The sequence below is a fragment of the Kocuria sp. NBRC 114282 genome, from assembly GCF_030268385.1.
Classification (GTDB): Bacteria; Actinomycetota; Actinomycetes; order Actinomycetales; family Micrococcaceae; genus Kocuria; species Kocuria palustris.
Genome location: NZ_BSQO01000002.1, coordinates 356,329 through 370,954, shown reverse-complemented (window position 1 = coordinate 370,954; position 14,626 = coordinate 356,329). Strand labels below are relative to the sequence as shown.

Genomic DNA, 14,626 nt, shown 5'->3' with positions numbered 1-14,626 from the left:
TCAAGCACGAGATTGCACAGTCGTGCAATACTCCGGCTCAGGACGATGGCCGCGCGGGGCGGCGCGCCTAGTCGGAGGGAGCACGGGAATGGATGCGACGACGGTCGGCGGGGTTTCGGAGCTGCCGGCCACGGCTCAGCGACTGCGCGCCAGTGCGCTGAGGCTCTACGCACGGCAGGGGCCGACCGGAACCGGCGTGCGGGAGATCGCCGCCGATGCAGGGGCAGCCCCCGGACTGATCCGCCATCACTTCGGCTCCAAGGCGGGACTCACCCGCGCCGTGGACGACCTCGTGCTCTCGGTCATCGCCGAGACGCTGGAGACGGCCACCGCGCAGGCTGCACCCTCGGACACGGCAGCAGCCGTGGGGGCGGCGCGCGACGAGGCCTTCGCGCGCATGCTGCGCGAGCACCCAGAGATCGCCGGCTACCTGCGCTGGTGCCTGATCGCCCCGGTCTGGAACGACCCCACGGGGTCCGAGCCCGCAGCCCACGACGACGAGCACAGGCCTTCCGCGCGCACCCACTCCGCACGCGAGGCCGCACCCGCGGAGGACGGTCTGGCCGAGCGGCTGGTCGACTTCACGCTGAGCGAGGCCCGGCGCCTGCGCCGTGCAGGCGCCAGCAGCCGGGATCTTCGGACCTCGGTGCTGTCCACGCTGCTGCGCCAGATCGGCTCCATGGTGGTCCAGCCGCTCACCGACCGGCTCTGGCAGCGGTTGGAGCCGGCGGCCGATCACGCCGCGCACGATGCCCCGGCACCGCTGGTCAGGATCGCGATGCCCCCCGAGGAGCCGACCGCGCAGGGCTGAGGCCCGCGCAGCCCCGCCCGGTCGAGCGCCCCTCAGGACTGCTCGGTGTAGGCGTCCTCGAACTCGGCCCGCAGCTTCTTCTTGTTGATCTTGCCCACCGAGGTCCGTGCGATCTCGTCCACGAAGCGGATCTCATCCGGCAGCTGCCAGGAGGCGAAGCTCGAGGACAGGTGCTCGCGCACCGACTCGTCCGTGACCGCCGAGCTTTCCGAGCGCACCACGAGCGCCAGCGGCCGCTCCTCCCACTTGGGGTGCGGCACCCCGATCACGGTCGCCTCGACCACTCCGTCCAGGGCGACCAGCGCGTTCTCCACGTCGATCGAGGAGATCCACTCGCCCCCGGACTTGATGACGTCCTTGAGCCTGTCGGTGATCTTCAGATAGCCGTGCTCGGTCAGGTACCCCATGTCGCCGCTGCGCCAGAAGCCGTCCTCGTCGAAGCCGTTCTCCGTGGCCTCCGGGTTGTTCGCGTAGGAGCGGGTGATCCAGGGGCCGCGGTAGCGGAACTCGCCCACGGTCTCGCCGTCCCAGGGCAGCTGCTCCCCCGCCGGATCCACGAGACGGACCTCCACGCCTGCAGGCACCAGCCCCTGGTACTTGCGCATCTGCCAGGCCTCCTCCTCGGAGACCTTGGCGGCCACGGCCGGCTTCATGCGGTTGATCGTCACGAGCGGAGAGGTCTCGGAGGCGCCGTACAGGTGCATGACCTGCGCGCCCGTGAGCTCATGGAAGGACCGGACCATGGACACCGGGGGCTCGCTGCCTCCGCTGATGAAGCGCAGTCGATCCAAGCGCGGCGGGTCCTCGCGGCGCTTCAGGGCGCGCAGCATGGGCATGAGGATGGCCGGGGCCGCCGGGGAGAACGTGACGTCGCACTCGACGATCGAGTCGATCAGCCCGTCGACGTCATTGAGATCGAAGCGCCCGGGCAGCACCACTCGCGCCCCGACCATGGTCGCCGCGTACGGCAGGCCCCAGCACTGGACGTGGAACATGGGCGTGAGCATCATGACGCCGTCATCCAGGGTGATCCCGGCGTTGCAGGCCATGGCCGCGGCGTGCAGCCACACGGAGCGGTGCGAGTAGTAGACGCCCTTGGGCCGACCTGTGGTGCCGGTCGTGTAGCAGGCGCCCGAGGCGCTGCGCTCGGACATGTCCGGGATGTCCGCGAGCGGCTCGGATCCCGCCACGAGCTGCTCGTACGTGTCGCCGTCGGCGATCTCCTCCCACCCCTCCTCCAGCTCGTCGTGGGAGGCGACGATCCAGCGGATGTCCTCGGAGACATGGCGGCGCAGCGTGCGGGCCAGATCCAGCAGAGAGTGATCGATCACGATCACGGACACGCCGCTGTGCTCGATCACGTAGGCCAGATCCGCCGGGGCCAGGCGCAGGTTGAGCTGGACCATGGTGGCCCCGGTCAGCGGCACGGAGTAGTAGGACTCGAAGTGGTGCAGCCCGTTCCACAGCAGCAGGCCCACCTTGGATCCGGGGCCCACGCCCAGACCGCTCAGCGCCGATCCCATGCGCAGGACGCGGTCCCAGGTGGCGGCGTAGTCGGTGCGCTGCCAGGCGCCGTCGTCCGTGCGGTACAGGATCTCCTGGTCGCCGAAGCTGCGCGCGGCATCGCGCAGCAGGCGCGTGGTGGTCAGCTGCTCGTCGTCGCCCATGGTCGACGGCGTTCCCATGATGTGCCCGCCCTGCGATGGCATGGTCTCCCACTTCCTCTGTGATCCAGATCATGTCCTGATGCTCCGCTCAGTAGATCACAGCTCGCCGACGGCACAGGCACGGCCTGGACCCCGCCCCGACGACCCATGGCATAGTGGCGCGCATCACTGCGCGGCGTCGTCGTGCACCATCCGGCGGGAGGACACTCACATGGCCCAGAGCATCAGCGTCAGCCTTCAGGACCGCGTTCTCACCGTGACGCTCGATCGGGCGGACAAGCGCAATGCGCTGACCCACGAGATGTACACCGGGCTGGCCGAGGCTCTCGAGCGCGCCGATGCGGATCCCGACGTCCGCGTGGTCGTCCTGCGCGCCGAGGGCGGGCTGTTCACCGCCGGCAACGACCTGGCGGACTTCGCGGATCTCGCCGGCGACGACCGCCCGGCCGAGCAGTGGCCGGTCACCCGGTTCCTGAGAGCGCTGATCTCCTGCGGCGCCCCCGTGATCGCCGCGGTCCAAGGCCGTGCCGTGGGCGTGGGGACCACGATGCTGCTGCACTGCGATCTGGTGGTGCTGGCCGACGACGCCTCCCTGACCGTCCCGTTCGTGGACCTGGCGCTCGTGCCGGAGGCGTGCTCGAGCCTGCTGCTGCCGCAGCGCATCGGCCACGCCCGCGCCTTCGCGATGTTCGCCCTGGGCCAGCCGATGGGGGCCCAGGAGGCCCTGGCCACGGGGATCGCCACCTCCGTGGTGGATCCTGATCAGCTTGACCACGAGGCCCGCCGCCTGGCCGTGGAGCTGCTCGCGCGCCCGGCCCGGTCGCTGGCCGCGACCAAGGCCCTGATGCGCGATGTCCCCGCGCTGCTCGAGCACACCCGGCGCGAGATCGAGGTCTTCGCCGACCGCCTGCGCAGCCCCGAGTCAGTGGAAGCGCTGGCGGCCTTCCAGGAGAAGCGACGGCCGGACTTCGCGCAGTTCGAGTGAGGACGACGGCACCACCGCCAGCAGGACCCCTCAGGCGACCTGCACGCGGGCGTCGCCGCTGACGAACTCCAGGGCCAGCTCGCCGCCCACGGCTTCGAGATAGCCGCGGATGGTGCCGACCTTGGCGCTGTCCAGATCCCCGCGCTCGATCTTGGACACTTGCCGCTGCGACACGCCGATGCGCTCGGCCACCTGCTGCTGCGTCAGCCCAGCGTCCTGCCGCAGCTCGCGGAGCTTGAAGGCGCGCACCTCCGCGAGCATCCGCTGCTTATGTACCTCGATGTTCGCCCGATCCACCGGGTGCTGCGCGAGGAACTCGTCCGTCCTCATGGCCATGTCGATCCTTCTCCCTTGAAGGTCCGCAGGTGCTCGTCGAACAGGGCATCAGCCTTCGGAATGCTCTGCCGGTACCAGCGCTTCCAGGCACCGGCCTTGTCGCCGGCGACCAGGATGATCGCGCTGCGCTCAGGATCGAACGCGAAGAGCAGACGAAGCTAGGGTCGCCCCGAGGATCCTGGACGAAGCTCCTTCATGTTCTTGTGTCGGGAACCCACGACACTGTCCACCAGCGGTTGACCGAGGTGCGGACCATGCTCCTCCAGCAGCTCGACGGCAACGACGACCTGCCCGCGCGACCCGCCGTCCAGGGAGGCGAGCCATTCCGCGATCAGCTCGATGTCCACGATCCACGTCACCACAGTTTAGAACCTCCGGGTTCTGCACACTACGCTTGATCGCGATTGCCGGACTCAATCCCGAGCACGATGGAGCAGACGCTGAATGCTCCGCCTTCACCGGCTGAACTCCGCCCTGGCCTCCCCGCTGGCTTCGACGGGGACGCCTGCCGGGATGAACCACGCGACCACCGGCGGGCGAGCCACCGCGGTCAGATGCACCCGGGCGGTGCGACCGTCGGCGGAGCCCGTTCCCGATCCGACCGCGAGGCTGTCCAGGTCATGCTCGGCATCGACCGTCACCAGGTAGGACGTCGCTGCACCGGAGACGGAGTCGTCATCGAGCACCGCGGTGGGGGCCGATCCCGCTCCCTCGGTGCCCTGCAGCTCGGTGAAGGTGTCGGCGGCCGCGAGCGCGGCGTGGTCGGCGTGCACCTGCAGCTTCCGCTCGGCCAGCTGCACGGAGGTCACCGCCATCACCACGATCACCGCCATCAGCAGGATGAGCATCATCCCGATCACCAGGATCGAGATCTGTCCGTCGTCCTCCTGCCCTGGGTGGTCCGGCTGCATCTCCTCTGGCCTCATGAGTACCGCCCGACCACGACTGTCGAGGAGTGCTCCATCTGGACGATCTCGGCCATGCCCACGAACGGAATCCGGGGCAGTCGCACGGTGGCCACGGCAGTGACCGTGGCCGTGGCACCGGCCTCCTCGCACGTCCCGTCGGAGCAGGTCACCGAGACCTCGATCTCGCCGTCGTCGAAGCCCTGATCCGCAGCCGGAAGCGCCGCGGCGGACTGGACCTGCCCCGTCGAGACTTCACCGGCAGGCTGGGAGGCCAGCACCTGCGAGCCCTGCTGGGCAGCCGCCACGGCGGCGAAGGCCGCGGCCTGCGCCTGGGCCAGGACGCCCACGAAGATCAGGATCGGAACCAGCAGGACCACACCCACGAGCAGGAACTCGACGACGGCCGAGCCCTCGTCGTCCTCGCGCCCGGAGCTTGCAGCCTCAGGACCAGTCGACGGCATGGCCGCTCACCTCGATCGCCCCGGGTGGCCCGAAGGGGCCGACGATCGGCAGCGGCGCGACCACTCGGACCTCGAGCGTGGGAGTTCCCTGCACCTCGGCGGGCACCGCGGTGACATCGCCGGCGAATCGCGCGCCCACCGAGCCGGTGATCAGCTCGCGCGTGCGCTCCTGCGCATCGGCGGGACCGCGGTCCGCCAGCGTGCCGTAGCGCGCCCCGTGCGAGGCCGCATCGATCAGCACGTTGCGCACGTGCAGGGCGAAGACGAGCTGCAGCGTGAGAGCGAAGAGGATCGCGCTGAGCCCGGCGACCATGGCCCACTCGGCGACCACGGAGCCGTCGTCCCCCTCCCTCTGCGGGCCGCGAGTCGCAGGCTCAGCCACCGGTCACCCGGGAGATGGCGTCATTGAACAGGCCCTCCAGGGCAGGCTGTGCGATCAGCAGGAGTCCGGCCACCAGCACCGCCGACATCAGGGTCAGCATGACCCAGCCGGGGACGTCCCCGCGGTCGGGATCATCGAGCGGCCGGAGAGCCGCCGGCTCAACTGGTCTGTGCGCATGGACAGCCGCAGCGGGGACATCGGTGACGGCGTCGGGAAGGGAGGAGTGCTCGCGGTTCATGGTGCTGCCTTTCGGGAGAGGGTGACGCGGATGGGAAGTCATCACAGATCGAGCTGGAGGATGGCGATGCCGGGGAACACCGCGAAGAGCACGGACAGCGGGAGCACCATGAACACGAGGGGCACCATCATGGCGATCTCCTTGCGCCCGGCCATCTCCATGAGCTCGCGCTTGTCCTGGTCGCGGACGTCCTGGGCCTGTGAGCGCAGGACCTCGGCGAGCGGCGTGCCGCGCTCCATGGCCACGGCGATGCCCGCGACGAAGCGGGAGATGTGCGTGACCTCGACCCGGTCGGCGAACTCCTGCAGCGACTCGGTCAGCGGGATACCGGAGCGGGTGCGATCGAGCACGGAGCGGAACTGCTCTGCCAGCACTCCATCGGCGATCCGGCTCACGCGCTCGAGGGCGCCCAGGGTGGACTCGCCTGCGCCGACGGACAGGGCCAGAAGCTCGGCGATCGCGGGGAACTCGGCGAGCATGCGGGTCTCGCGGCCGGAGATCCGGTTCCCGAGCCACCAGCTGCGGGCCCAGGCCCCGCTGAGCGCACCGCCGATGAGCAGCAGCAGGACCGCAGGCCCCGGCGCGCCGAGTCGCAGGACAGCCGCCGCGCCCCAGACGCCGCCGATGACCGCACCGGCCAAGGCGCAGAGGACCTGCTCCGTCCGGTAGTCGGCGAGGCTGCGGCCCGCCCCCTCGCGCTCCAGTCTGCGCAGGAGCTGACGCTGGACATCCCCGCCGAGGCGCCGCCCCAGCCCCAGTCCCACCGGAGAGGCCAGTGCCATGCCGATGGCCAGCAGTCCGCGCTGGTCGCGGGTGCGCACGTGTTCGGCATGGCGCACCGCTGGATCCGTGGCGCGCATCTGCATCACCACTCGACGCGTGAAGCGACGACGGGAGCTGGACGGCGCGGGCACGAGCATCAGCCACAGCCCGAGCCCCAGCACGGTGCCGATGATCAGCGGGATGGCGAAAGGCAGGCTCATCGGAGCACCCGCTCCGGTTCGGGCAGAGCACCGAGGCGCAGCATGAGGCGATAGGCGATCGCGGAGATCGCCAGACCGCCGAGCAGCACGACCGCGCCAGCCGGGCTGTCATAGGCGCTCACGGCCGCCGGCTGGCTGGCCATGAGCAGCAGGATGAGCCAGGGCGCGGCCACGGACAGCCGCGCCGCATTGACCGTCCACGACTGCCGGGCCTCCAGCTCGCTGCGGGTCCGCGAGTTCTCGCGCAGGAACTCGGAGAGCGTGCCGAGCAGCCGACCCAGGTCCGTGCCGCCCACCTCCCGGGTGACGCGCAGGGATTCGATGATGTTGTCGGCCACCGGATCGGCGAGCTCCTCCTTGAGGGCGTCCAGCGCCGGGAGGAACTGCCCAGTGGCCCGGTAGTCGCCGGCGAAGCGCTCGAAGGCCGGCTGCACGATCTCCGGGCCCCGGTGCTGCAGCTGGGCCAGGGCCTCGGGCAGCGAGAGCCCCGCGCGGATCGCCGAGCGCAGCATGTCCACCACGTCCGGCCACACGGTGCGCAGCTGGTGCGAGCGACGGCGCATGCGCCGCCCCAGCAGGGACCACGGGACGAACAGCGACACGATGCCCGCGCACAGGCCGAACACCGCACCCCCGGACACGGCCCACACGATCACCGCGGCCAGGGCCGCCACGACGACGGACAGCAGCACGAACGAGCCGGGGCGCACCGCATGCATCCCGGCACGATCCAGGCGCCGGCGCAGAAGTCCCTCACGACGCCGTCGCTGCGCACGCGGCGTGACCTGGGTCCAGAACGACCACCAGATCAGGCACAGTCCGGCCCCGAGCAGCAGCCCGAGCAGGACACCGGTGATCATCGTCCCGACCCGTCGTCACGGCTGCGGCCCAGGCACTCGCGCACCTGCTCGGTGGAGATGCCCGCAAGAGCGAACTTCCCCGGGGCCGGAACCTCGGCACCGGCTGCGACCAGATCGCCGCCGACCCGATGGAACAGAGTCGACGTCTCGATGATCCCGTTCTCGACCCGGGTGCCGACGGCCAGGATCTCCTCCACCTCTCGGTGCCCGTCGGGGCGACGACGGCAGTGGACCACCAGATCGAAGCACGCGGCCACGGTGGGCACCACGAACGCCGAGGAGATGTTCTCGCCCGCGAGCAGCGGCAGGGTGCAGATCTTGGTGACGGCGTCCCGGGCCGAGTTCGCGTGCAGGCTGGCCATCCCCGGGAGGCCGGCGTTCAGCGCGATGAGCATGTCCAGGGACTCGGCCTCGCGGACCTCCCCAACGATCAGCCGATCAGGTCGCATCCGAAGTGCCTCCTTCACGAGCCGGCGCATGGGGATCTCGCCGGTGCCCTCGAGGTTCGCCTGCCGGCACTGCATCCCGACCACGTCGCGCAGCGGGATCTGCAGCTCGAAGATCTCCTCGACCGTGACCACGCGCTGCCGCGGGTCGATCTGCGCGCACAGGCAGTTGAGCATGGTGGTCTTGCCCGCCTGCGTGGCTCCGGAGACCAGGATGTTCAGCCCCGCCCGCGTGGCCTCCGAGAGGAACGTCCCCGCCTCCGGGCTCATGGAGCCCAGTCGGACCATGTCCGCGATCCGTCGTGCCGCCACCACGAACTTGCGGATGTTCACCGACCAGTGCTCACGGGTGACATCCGGAATGACCACGTGCAGGCGCGAGCCGTCGGGAAGGGAGGCGTCCACGAACGGCGAGCTGAGATCCAGGCGTCGGCCGGAGCGTCGCAGCATCCGCTCGACCAGTTGCCGGACCTCCTCCGGCTCCACGTGCAGCCCCGTCAGCTCGGACTCTCCGCTGCGGGCCACGAACACCTCATCGGGGCCGTTGATCCACACTTCCTCGATCGAGTCGTCGTCGAGCAGCGGCTGCAGCACCCCGAAGCCGGCGACAGCGTCCAGGATCCGATGGCGGACCTCCTCCAGGTCCTCGAACGACGCGGAGCCCGTGCGCGCCGAGATCTGATCGTGCTCATTCAGGACGGTGTCGACAATCGAGGCCACCTCGGTGGGCGCATCGAACGGATCCAGACCCCGACGACGCACCTGCTCGCGCACCTCGGCGATGACCCGTGAGCTGAGCTGCGACTCCTCGACCTGTCCGGCTCGACGACGCCCACGCACCGCAGACGAGCTCCGTGGGCGCGTCTGCCCCTGCAGCACTGCAGCCATCACGGACCCCCATCCGCTCGACAACCCCGATTGCCGAGGAATCTAGAGCTCAGGGCGCAGACGGTACATGGACCATGGTCCAGGGTGTGGATAACACTTCTCCGACCTGGGGGAACACACCCGTGCAAGCCGAGAAGTGACCGCAAAGTAGCGACGCAGAATGATCATTCGTGCAGTTATGACCCGCTTCACGCATCCGCTGATCCTCTCAGGGGGCCCTCCCTTCGACGTCGCTGCCGACCCACTTGCTTCCTCGCATGCTGCGACCTTCCCCGCGACCGGTCGAAGATTCACTGCAAGGGCGTTGGAGCGGTGGAGAGACGCTCGGTCATAGTGGCGGACGGGAAGAATCGGCCTCTCGCGATGGGACAGGGCGGGATGTCGATCGTGTGTCGTCATCTCGGGGAACACTGAGTGGCACATCAGGTGAGGCGGGACTGCCGCATGGATAGGTCAGGTCATCTTGACCTGACCTATCCATGCGGCAGTCCCTATCGACGGCTCCTCGAGCGCTGACGTTGCGTGCCATCCTCCCGTCCCGCGGCACCGCTAGCCAGCATGTTCAGGCAGAATCTAGCGGTGTCTCACTCAAGCTCATCCCCCCGGGGCATGGTCGGAAGACTCCGCACGGAGTCGGGATCGGCCGTGCTGCTCATCATTGTCACGGCCTTCGCCCTCCTCTGGGCGAACTCGCCGCTGTCCTCTTCCTACTTCGAGTTGTGGCACCAGAGCGTGGGGATCGACGTCGGCCCGTTCGGGTTGCACCTGGATCTGCACCACTGGATCAACGACGGGCTCATGGTCGTGTTCTTCTTCGTCGTGGGACTCGAGGTGCGCCAGGAGTTTGCGCATGGGGCCCTGCGGGACAGCAGTCGCGCACGCCTGGCAGCGATCGCCGGTGTCGCGGGCGTGGCGTTGCCCGCGCTGGTGTATGTCCTGGTCGTCGGAGCGTCCGGTGGCGAGGGGCTTCGCGGGTGGGGGGCGGTCGTCGGAACGGACACGGCGTTCATGCTCGGTGCTCTCGCGATCGTCGGCCCCCGGCTTTCCGGGCAGCTTCGCGTCTTCCTTCTGACTCTCACGGTGGTCGACGACTTCCTTGCGGTGTCGATCATCGGGGTGTTCTACAGCGAGGAGATCCGGCCCGTCCCGCTGCTGGTCGCTCTCGGCTGCCTCGTCGCCCTGTGGTTGCTGGGCCGTTCCCGGCAGTGGAGTGCTGCTCCGTATGTGGGGATCGTCATCGTGCTGTGGCTGGCGACTCTGTCCTCCGGCATCCACGCCTCGCTGACGGGCATGATCGCCGGCCTTCTGATCCCCGCCTACCCGACGCAACGGCACGAGGTGGTCGCCGCCCGGCAGCTGTTCCGCGACTTCTGGCAATCTCCGAGCGCTTCCTCGTCGCGTGCTGTCGGACGGGGGCTGTCCAAGGGCGTGTCGGTCAACGAGCGGTTGCACGAGTACCTCCGTCTCCCCACGGCGTTGCTGGTCGTGCCGATCTTCGCTCTGGCCAATGCCGGGGTCGACCTGGGCGGCGGGGTGGTGGCCGACTCGCTGGGCTCGCCTGTGACGTGGGGCGTCATCGCGGGGCTCGTGCTCGGCAAGCTCCTCGGAATCGGGATCGCGACGCTCCTCGCCGTTCGGATGGGCGCAGGCCGACTGCCGGAGGGAGTCGGAATGGGCAGCGTGTTCGGCGGGGCAGCGCTTTCGGGCATCGGTTTCACCGTGTCGCTGCTGGTCATCAGCCTTGCTTTCGACTCCTCCTCGGATCTGGGGCGCCAGGCGACGCTGGGCGTGCTCGTGGCGATGGTGCTCGCCACTGTTCTGGGCTGGTCGATCTTCAAGGTCGCGGCCCGTCGGTGGGGAGAGGAGACGGCGGATCTCCCGATGACGCTCGACTCTCCGGTGGACCCCGAGGTGGATCACATCCGCGGACCGGAGGACGCCCGGCTCACCCTCGTGGAGTTCGTGGACTTCGAGTGCCCGTACTGCGCGCACGCCACTGGCTCCTGGGAAGACCTGCACGGGCGCTTCGGTGACGATCTGCGCTACGTCGTGCGGCATCTGCCTCACCATCCTCACGGCCCCCTCGCCGCACGGGCCGCCGAGGCGGCCGCGAAGCAGGAGATGTTCTGGCCGTGGCTCGACTTCGTCTTCACTCGGCAGAACGCGCTGGAGAGGGAGGATCTCATCGGCTACGCGGCTGAGCTGGGCCTCGATGTCGAGGCGTTCATCGAGGATCTCGACAGCGACGAGGTTGCTGCGAGGGTGCAGCGGGACATCGCGAGCGCGGAGGCGAGCGGCGCCAAGATGACCCCGACGTTCTTCATCGATGGTTGTCGGATGGTGGGCAGCTATGACGCGCGCTCACTGACCGAGATGCTGGAATCCAGCCGTCGCGGGAGCCGCACCCAGGCGGCGAAGGCCTGAGGCCGATCCGCGAACCCGGAACACGGTGGGACGCGGGCGACCCTGCCGGCGAGGAACCCGTTCCACGCAGCTCCGGTCTCGCTGGTCGCAACCCGCATGCCGAGCACTTCGCGGTGCCCGTCCTCGTTCATGCCTATCGCGAGGGGGACGACGGCGAGATCACGCCCCCGCCCTCCCGGACTTTCGGCGCCAGCGCGGCGGCGCGTCGGCAGAGTCCTCCGGTGGGAGCAGACCCCGGCGAGATAGCAGTCCGCGACGACCGGGATCAGGGCTGCTCCGGCGCGCTTACACCGCTCGACCAGCCACGGGGAAGGCAGGTGCCCGGGCGGAGATGGGGGACGGCCACGCCGATCGTGCCGATGCGGGCGTGGAGGTCGCTGAGGTAGCAGCCGCCGCGCTCCACCGCTTTCGGAGTCTCCTCTCATCGAGACCCCGAGAACCCGCTGGGCTCCTTCTGGAAAGCCCGGCGCACCGCCTCGCGGCGGTACACGCGCCCTGCACGTCACACCGAGGGCGTGCTCGTCAAAGCATCGGTCCCCGTGATGGCGGTGTCGATGGGGACGGCTTGCCTGTCACCGCGAGGCGCTCGCCCCTGCCACCACGAGATCGATGAGCCGACGCAGAGCCGCATCGACGTTCTCGCTCTCATTGCGCCCCTGCCGGGAGCGGTTGAGCTCGGCCAGCACCCCGGTGACGATGAGCCGGGCGGCGGTTGCCTCGACCGCTCCGGGGGCCCCGCCGGCAGCTCCGGCCGCGCCGTCCCGCGTCACTCCGACCGCACCTGACGCGTGGGCCCGACTGTCCTGCAAGCGCGAGGCGATCTGCTCCTCGAGGCTCTCGACATGGTTGAGGACCCGCCGGCGGTGCGGCATCTCTGCACCGAAGAGGATCTCGCGGGCGACCCATGTCGCGGGCTCGGGCCAACGGCACATCGCGGCGACGAGCGGCGAGATGAGCGCCGCGATCTGGTCCGCGATCTCCCCTGCCGGCGGTGCTGTACCGGACCCGCCGGGTGCGGCGAACGCAGAGCGCGGAGGAGTGGCCGTCGCGCGCTCGTGGGCTCCCCAGAGCGCATCGACGACCATCATGAGCAGCTCCGTCTTCGTCGCCGCGTACTGGAAGACGGTCCCCTCGGCCACATCCGCCGCGCGCGCGACCTCGCTCATCGAGGTCCGCTGGAATCCGCGCTCCTCGAACAGCGCGCGCGCCGCGGCGAGGATGCGGGCGCGCTTCTCCGCCTTCGCCCGCTCGCGCCTGCCAAGCGTCGCCGACAGCCCCAGCCCCGTGCCATCCCGAGTTTCCATACAACCATTGTAGTCGACTCAATCTTGAGTACGCTCAATATGCAGGCCGGGTGATCGGCATCCGGCACGCGTCGGGAAGGACGGACCATGCAGCACACAGCAGGTAACTACGAGGCGTTCGCGCGTCCCCGCCCCGCACAGCACGCCCAGGAGACGAAGGCCTACATCGTCGGCAGCGGGCTGGCCGGGCTCGCGGCGGCCGTCTTCCTGATCCGCGACGCCGGGGTCCCCGGTGCCAACGTCACGATCCTCGAGAAGGGCGACGTCGCCGGCGGTGCGCTCGACGGCCTTGACGTGCCGGACAAGGGCTTCGTCATCCGCGGCGGCCGGGAGCTGGAGGACCACATGGAGTGCCTGTGGGACATGATGCGCTCCATCCCCTCCCTCGAGCTCGAGGACGCCTCCGTGCTCGACGAGTTCTACTGGCTCAACAAGGACGACCCCAACTACTCGCTGCGCCGGGCCACCGTCCGTCAGGGCGAGGACGCAGGCCACGAGGGCCGCTTCAGCCTGCCGAAGCGGGCGCAGAAGGACCTGCTCAGGGTCTTTCTCGCCGAGCGCGCGGAGATGGAGGGCAAGCGCATCGACGAGGTGATGGGCCGTGAGTTCCTCGACTCGCCGTTCTGGATGTACTGGCGGACGATGTTCGCCTTCGAGGAGTGGCACTCCGCGCTCGAGTTCAAGCTCTATCTCCACAGGTTCGTCCACCACATCGGCGGACTGCCCGATTTCACGGCGCTGAAGTTCACGAAGTACAACCAGTACGAGTCCTTCGTCCTGCCGCTCATGCACTACCTCACCGAACACGGCGTCGTCTTCCAGTCCGGCACCGAGGTCCTCGATGTGGACTTCGCCCACCGCAACGGCGAGATCCGCGCCACCGCGATCCACTGCCGCCGCGACGGCGCCGAGGAGACCATCGAGCTCGGTGAGCACGACCTCGCGCTGATGACGATCGGATCGCTCGTGGACAACTCCGATGACGGTGACCACCACACCCCCGCTGTGCTCCATGAGGGCCCGGCCCCGGCCTGGGACCTGTGGAAGCGCATCGCGAAGAAGGACCCGTCGTTCGGGCGCCCGGAGGTCTTCTGCTCCTCGATCGAGGAGACGAAGTGGGAATCGGCCACGGTCACGACGCTCGATCAGCGCATCCCGGCCTACATCGAGCGCATCGCCCAGCGCGATCCGTTCAGCGGCCGCGTGGTCACCGGCGGCATCGTCACCGCCGAGGACTCCTCCTGGTTGCTGAGCTGGACGGTCAACCGCCAGCCGCACTTCAAGAAGCAGCCGAAGGATCAGATCGTCGTCTGGGTCTACGGCCTGTTCGTCGACGTCGAGGGCGACTACGTGAAGAAGCCCCTGTCGCAGTGCACCGGTGAGGAGATCACCCAGGAGTGGCTCTACCACCTGGGTGTGCCCGTGGAGGAGATCCCTGAGCTCGCGGCGACCGGCGCCCGGTGCGTGCCGGTGATGATGCCCTACGTGACGAGCTTCTTCATGCCCCGCCGCGCTGGGGATCGCCCTCGGGTCGTCCCGGAGGGTGCCGAGAACTTCGCGTTCCTCGGGCAGTTCGCGGAGACCGGCCGCGACACGATCTTCACCACCGAGTACTCGGTGCGCACCGGCATGGAGGCCGTCTACGAGCTCCTCGACGTGGAGCGCGGCGTGCCGGAGACCTGGGGATCCACGTACGACGTGCGCGACCTCCTCGAGGCCTCGGCGCGCATGCGCGACGGCAAGAAGGTGGAGATCCCCGGCCCGGCCGCGCTGCGCAGCTACCTGCGCGACAGGCTCGAGCACGGAGAGATCGGTCAGCTCCTCGAGGAGCACGGCCTGATCTGAGCCTCGTGCCCGCCCACCCGGAGTGCGCCTCGGCCCGGCCCCGAGGCGCGCCCAGGGGTTGGTCGGCAGAATGTCGGTGCCGCGTGCT

At 69.4% G+C, this 14,626-nt stretch carries 14 protein-coding genes and 2 pseudogenes; 4 read left to right on the top strand and 12 right to left on the bottom strand.

What is annotated here, in order from left to right; translation table 11 throughout:
- Positions 1–88 precede the first annotated feature (88 nt).
- Complete coding sequence (locus tag QSJ40_RS05375; protein WP_285729439.1) at positions 89–811, top strand: TetR/AcrR family transcriptional regulator; 723 nt, start codon at positions 89–91, stop codon at positions 809–811.
- A gap of 32 nt (positions 812–843) precedes the next feature.
- Here QSJ40_RS05375 and QSJ40_RS05370 read toward each other — a convergent pair whose 3' ends face one another.
- The gene (locus tag QSJ40_RS05370) at positions 844–2,520 is read right to left on the bottom strand and encodes a long-chain-fatty-acid--CoA ligase (protein WP_285729437.1); all 1,677 of its coding nucleotides are present in this window, start codon (positions 2,518–2,520) and stop codon (positions 844–846) included.
- Between the two features lie 169 nt (positions 2,521–2,689).
- On the opposite strand from QSJ40_RS05370, the gene QSJ40_RS05365 reads away from it, so the two are divergent.
- Positions 2,690–3,463, top strand: a complete 774-nt coding sequence (locus tag QSJ40_RS05365) for an enoyl-CoA hydratase (RefSeq protein WP_285729435.1) — start codon at positions 2,690–2,692, stop codon at positions 3,461–3,463.
- 30 nt (positions 3,464–3,493) lie between these two features.
- On the opposite strand, the gene QSJ40_RS05360 is transcribed toward QSJ40_RS05365, so the two are convergent.
- The 9 genes and pseudogenes from QSJ40_RS05360 to QSJ40_RS05320 form a co-directional block, all read right to left on the bottom strand.
- Complete coding sequence (locus tag QSJ40_RS05360; RefSeq protein WP_285729433.1) at positions 3,494–3,799, bottom strand: helix-turn-helix transcriptional regulator; 306 nt, start codon at positions 3,797–3,799, stop codon at positions 3,494–3,496.
- Positions 3,790–4,146: pseudogene (locus QSJ40_RS05355) on the bottom strand (type II toxin-antitoxin system RelE/ParE family toxin). The gene QSJ40_RS05360 and the pseudogene QSJ40_RS05355 overlap by 10 nt, the downstream one beginning before the upstream one ends.
- A gap of 108 nt (positions 4,147–4,254) precedes the next feature.
- The gene (locus tag QSJ40_RS05350; protein WP_285729431.1) at positions 4,255–4,710 is read right to left on the bottom strand and encodes a pilus assembly protein TadG-related protein; all 456 of its coding nucleotides are present in this window, start codon (positions 4,708–4,710) and stop codon (positions 4,255–4,257) included.
- An 11-nt stretch (positions 4,711–4,721) separates the two neighbouring features.
- Entirely contained in the window at positions 4,722–5,168 is a 447-nt protein-coding gene (locus tag QSJ40_RS05345; protein WP_006215276.1) for a hypothetical protein, read from the bottom strand.
- Positions 5,149–5,550 (bottom strand): TadE/TadG family type IV pilus assembly protein, encoded by a 402-nt coding sequence (locus tag QSJ40_RS05340; protein WP_024290839.1) that lies wholly within the window; start codon positions 5,548–5,550, stop codon positions 5,149–5,151. Before QSJ40_RS05340 ends, QSJ40_RS05345 begins: the two co-directional genes overlap by 20 nt.
- Positions 5,543–5,788, bottom strand: a complete 246-nt coding sequence (locus QSJ40_RS05335; RefSeq protein WP_006215278.1) for a hypothetical protein — start codon at positions 5,786–5,788, stop codon at positions 5,543–5,545. The genes QSJ40_RS05340 and QSJ40_RS05335 overlap by 8 nt, the downstream gene beginning before the upstream one ends.
- Before the next feature lie 41 nt (positions 5,789–5,829).
- Positions 5,830–6,771 carry a type II secretion system F family protein gene (locus QSJ40_RS05330; protein WP_259903858.1) on the bottom strand — a complete coding sequence of 314 codons (942 nt, stop codon included), beginning with the start codon at positions 6,769–6,771 and terminating at the stop codon, positions 5,830–5,832.
- Positions 6,768–7,631 carry a type II secretion system F family protein gene (locus QSJ40_RS05325; RefSeq protein ID WP_006215282.1) on the bottom strand — a complete coding sequence of 288 codons (864 nt, stop codon included), beginning with the start codon at positions 7,629–7,631 and terminating at the stop codon, positions 6,768–6,770. The genes QSJ40_RS05330 and QSJ40_RS05325 overlap by 4 nt, the downstream gene beginning before the upstream one ends.
- Positions 7,628–8,917 (bottom strand): TadA family conjugal transfer-associated ATPase, encoded by a 1,290-nt coding sequence (locus QSJ40_RS05320; protein ID WP_006215283.1) that lies wholly within the window; start codon positions 8,915–8,917, stop codon positions 7,628–7,630. Before QSJ40_RS05320 ends, QSJ40_RS05325 begins: the two co-directional genes overlap by 4 nt.
- Positions 8,918–9,523: 606 nt before the next feature.
- Here QSJ40_RS05320 and nhaA point away from each other — a divergent pair.
- Entirely contained in the window at positions 9,524–11,389 is a 1,866-nt protein-coding gene (gene nhaA / locus QSJ40_RS05315) for a Na+/H+ antiporter NhaA (RefSeq protein ID WP_285729421.1), read from the top strand.
- Between the two features lie 32 nt (positions 11,390–11,421).
- On the opposite strand, the pseudogene QSJ40_RS05310 reads toward nhaA, so the two are convergent.
- Together QSJ40_RS05310 and QSJ40_RS05305 are read right to left on the bottom strand one after the other, a co-directional pair.
- Positions 11,422–11,798: pseudogene (locus tag QSJ40_RS05310) on the bottom strand (transposase); the annotation flags it as partial.
- Positions 11,799–11,961: 163 nt separating this feature from the next.
- Positions 11,962–12,693 carry a TetR/AcrR family transcriptional regulator gene (locus QSJ40_RS05305; RefSeq protein ID WP_285729419.1) on the bottom strand — a complete coding sequence of 244 codons (732 nt, stop codon included), beginning with the start codon at positions 12,691–12,693 and terminating at the stop codon, positions 11,962–11,964.
- Positions 12,694–12,780: 87 nt separating this feature from the next.
- On the opposite strand from QSJ40_RS05305, the gene QSJ40_RS05300 reads away from it, so the two are divergent.
- On the top strand, positions 12,781–14,538 hold the full coding sequence (locus QSJ40_RS05300) for an oleate hydratase (RefSeq protein WP_285729417.1): 1,758 nt from the start codon (positions 12,781–12,783) through the stop codon (positions 14,536–14,538).
- Positions 14,539–14,626 lie beyond the last annotated feature (88 nt).

Excerpts from the sequence above, each read along its gene's own strand:
- QSJ40_RS05375 (WP_285729439.1), top strand. The coding sequence starts at position 89 with ATGGATGCGACGACGGTCGGCGGGGTTTCGGAGCTGCCGGCCACGGCT.
- QSJ40_RS05370 (WP_285729437.1), bottom strand. The coding sequence starts at position 2,520 with ATGCCATCGCAGGGCGGGCACATCATGGGAACGCCGTCGACCATGGGC.
- QSJ40_RS05365 (WP_285729435.1), top strand. The coding sequence starts at position 2,690 with ATGGCCCAGAGCATCAGCGTCAGCCTTCAGGACCGCGTTCTCACCGTG.
- QSJ40_RS05360 (WP_285729433.1), bottom strand. The coding sequence starts at position 3,799 with ATGGCCATGAGGACGGACGAGTTCCTCGCGCAGCACCCGGTGGATCGG.
- QSJ40_RS05350 (WP_285729431.1), bottom strand. The coding sequence starts at position 4,710 with ATGCAGCCGGACCACCCAGGGCAGGAGGACGACGGACAGATCTCGATC.
- QSJ40_RS05345 (WP_006215276.1), bottom strand. The coding sequence starts at position 5,168 with ATGCCGTCGACTGGTCCTGAGGCTGCAAGCTCCGGGCGCGAGGACGAC.
- QSJ40_RS05335 (WP_006215278.1), bottom strand. The coding sequence starts at position 5,788 with ATGAACCGCGAGCACTCCTCCCTTCCCGACGCCGTCACCGATGTCCCC.
- QSJ40_RS05330 (WP_259903858.1), bottom strand. The coding sequence starts at position 6,771 with ATGAGCCTGCCTTTCGCCATCCCGCTGATCATCGGCACCGTGCTGGGG.
- QSJ40_RS05325 (WP_006215282.1), bottom strand. The coding sequence starts at position 7,631 with ATGATCACCGGTGTCCTGCTCGGGCTGCTGCTCGGGGCCGGACTGTGC.
- nhaA (WP_285729421.1), top strand. The coding sequence starts at position 9,524 with ATGTTCAGGCAGAATCTAGCGGTGTCTCACTCAAGCTCATCCCCCCGG.
- QSJ40_RS05305 (WP_285729419.1), bottom strand. The coding sequence starts at position 12,693 with ATGGAAACTCGGGATGGCACGGGGCTGGGGCTGTCGGCGACGCTTGGC.
- QSJ40_RS05300 (WP_285729417.1), top strand. The coding sequence starts at position 12,781 with ATGCAGCACACAGCAGGTAACTACGAGGCGTTCGCGCGTCCCCGCCCC.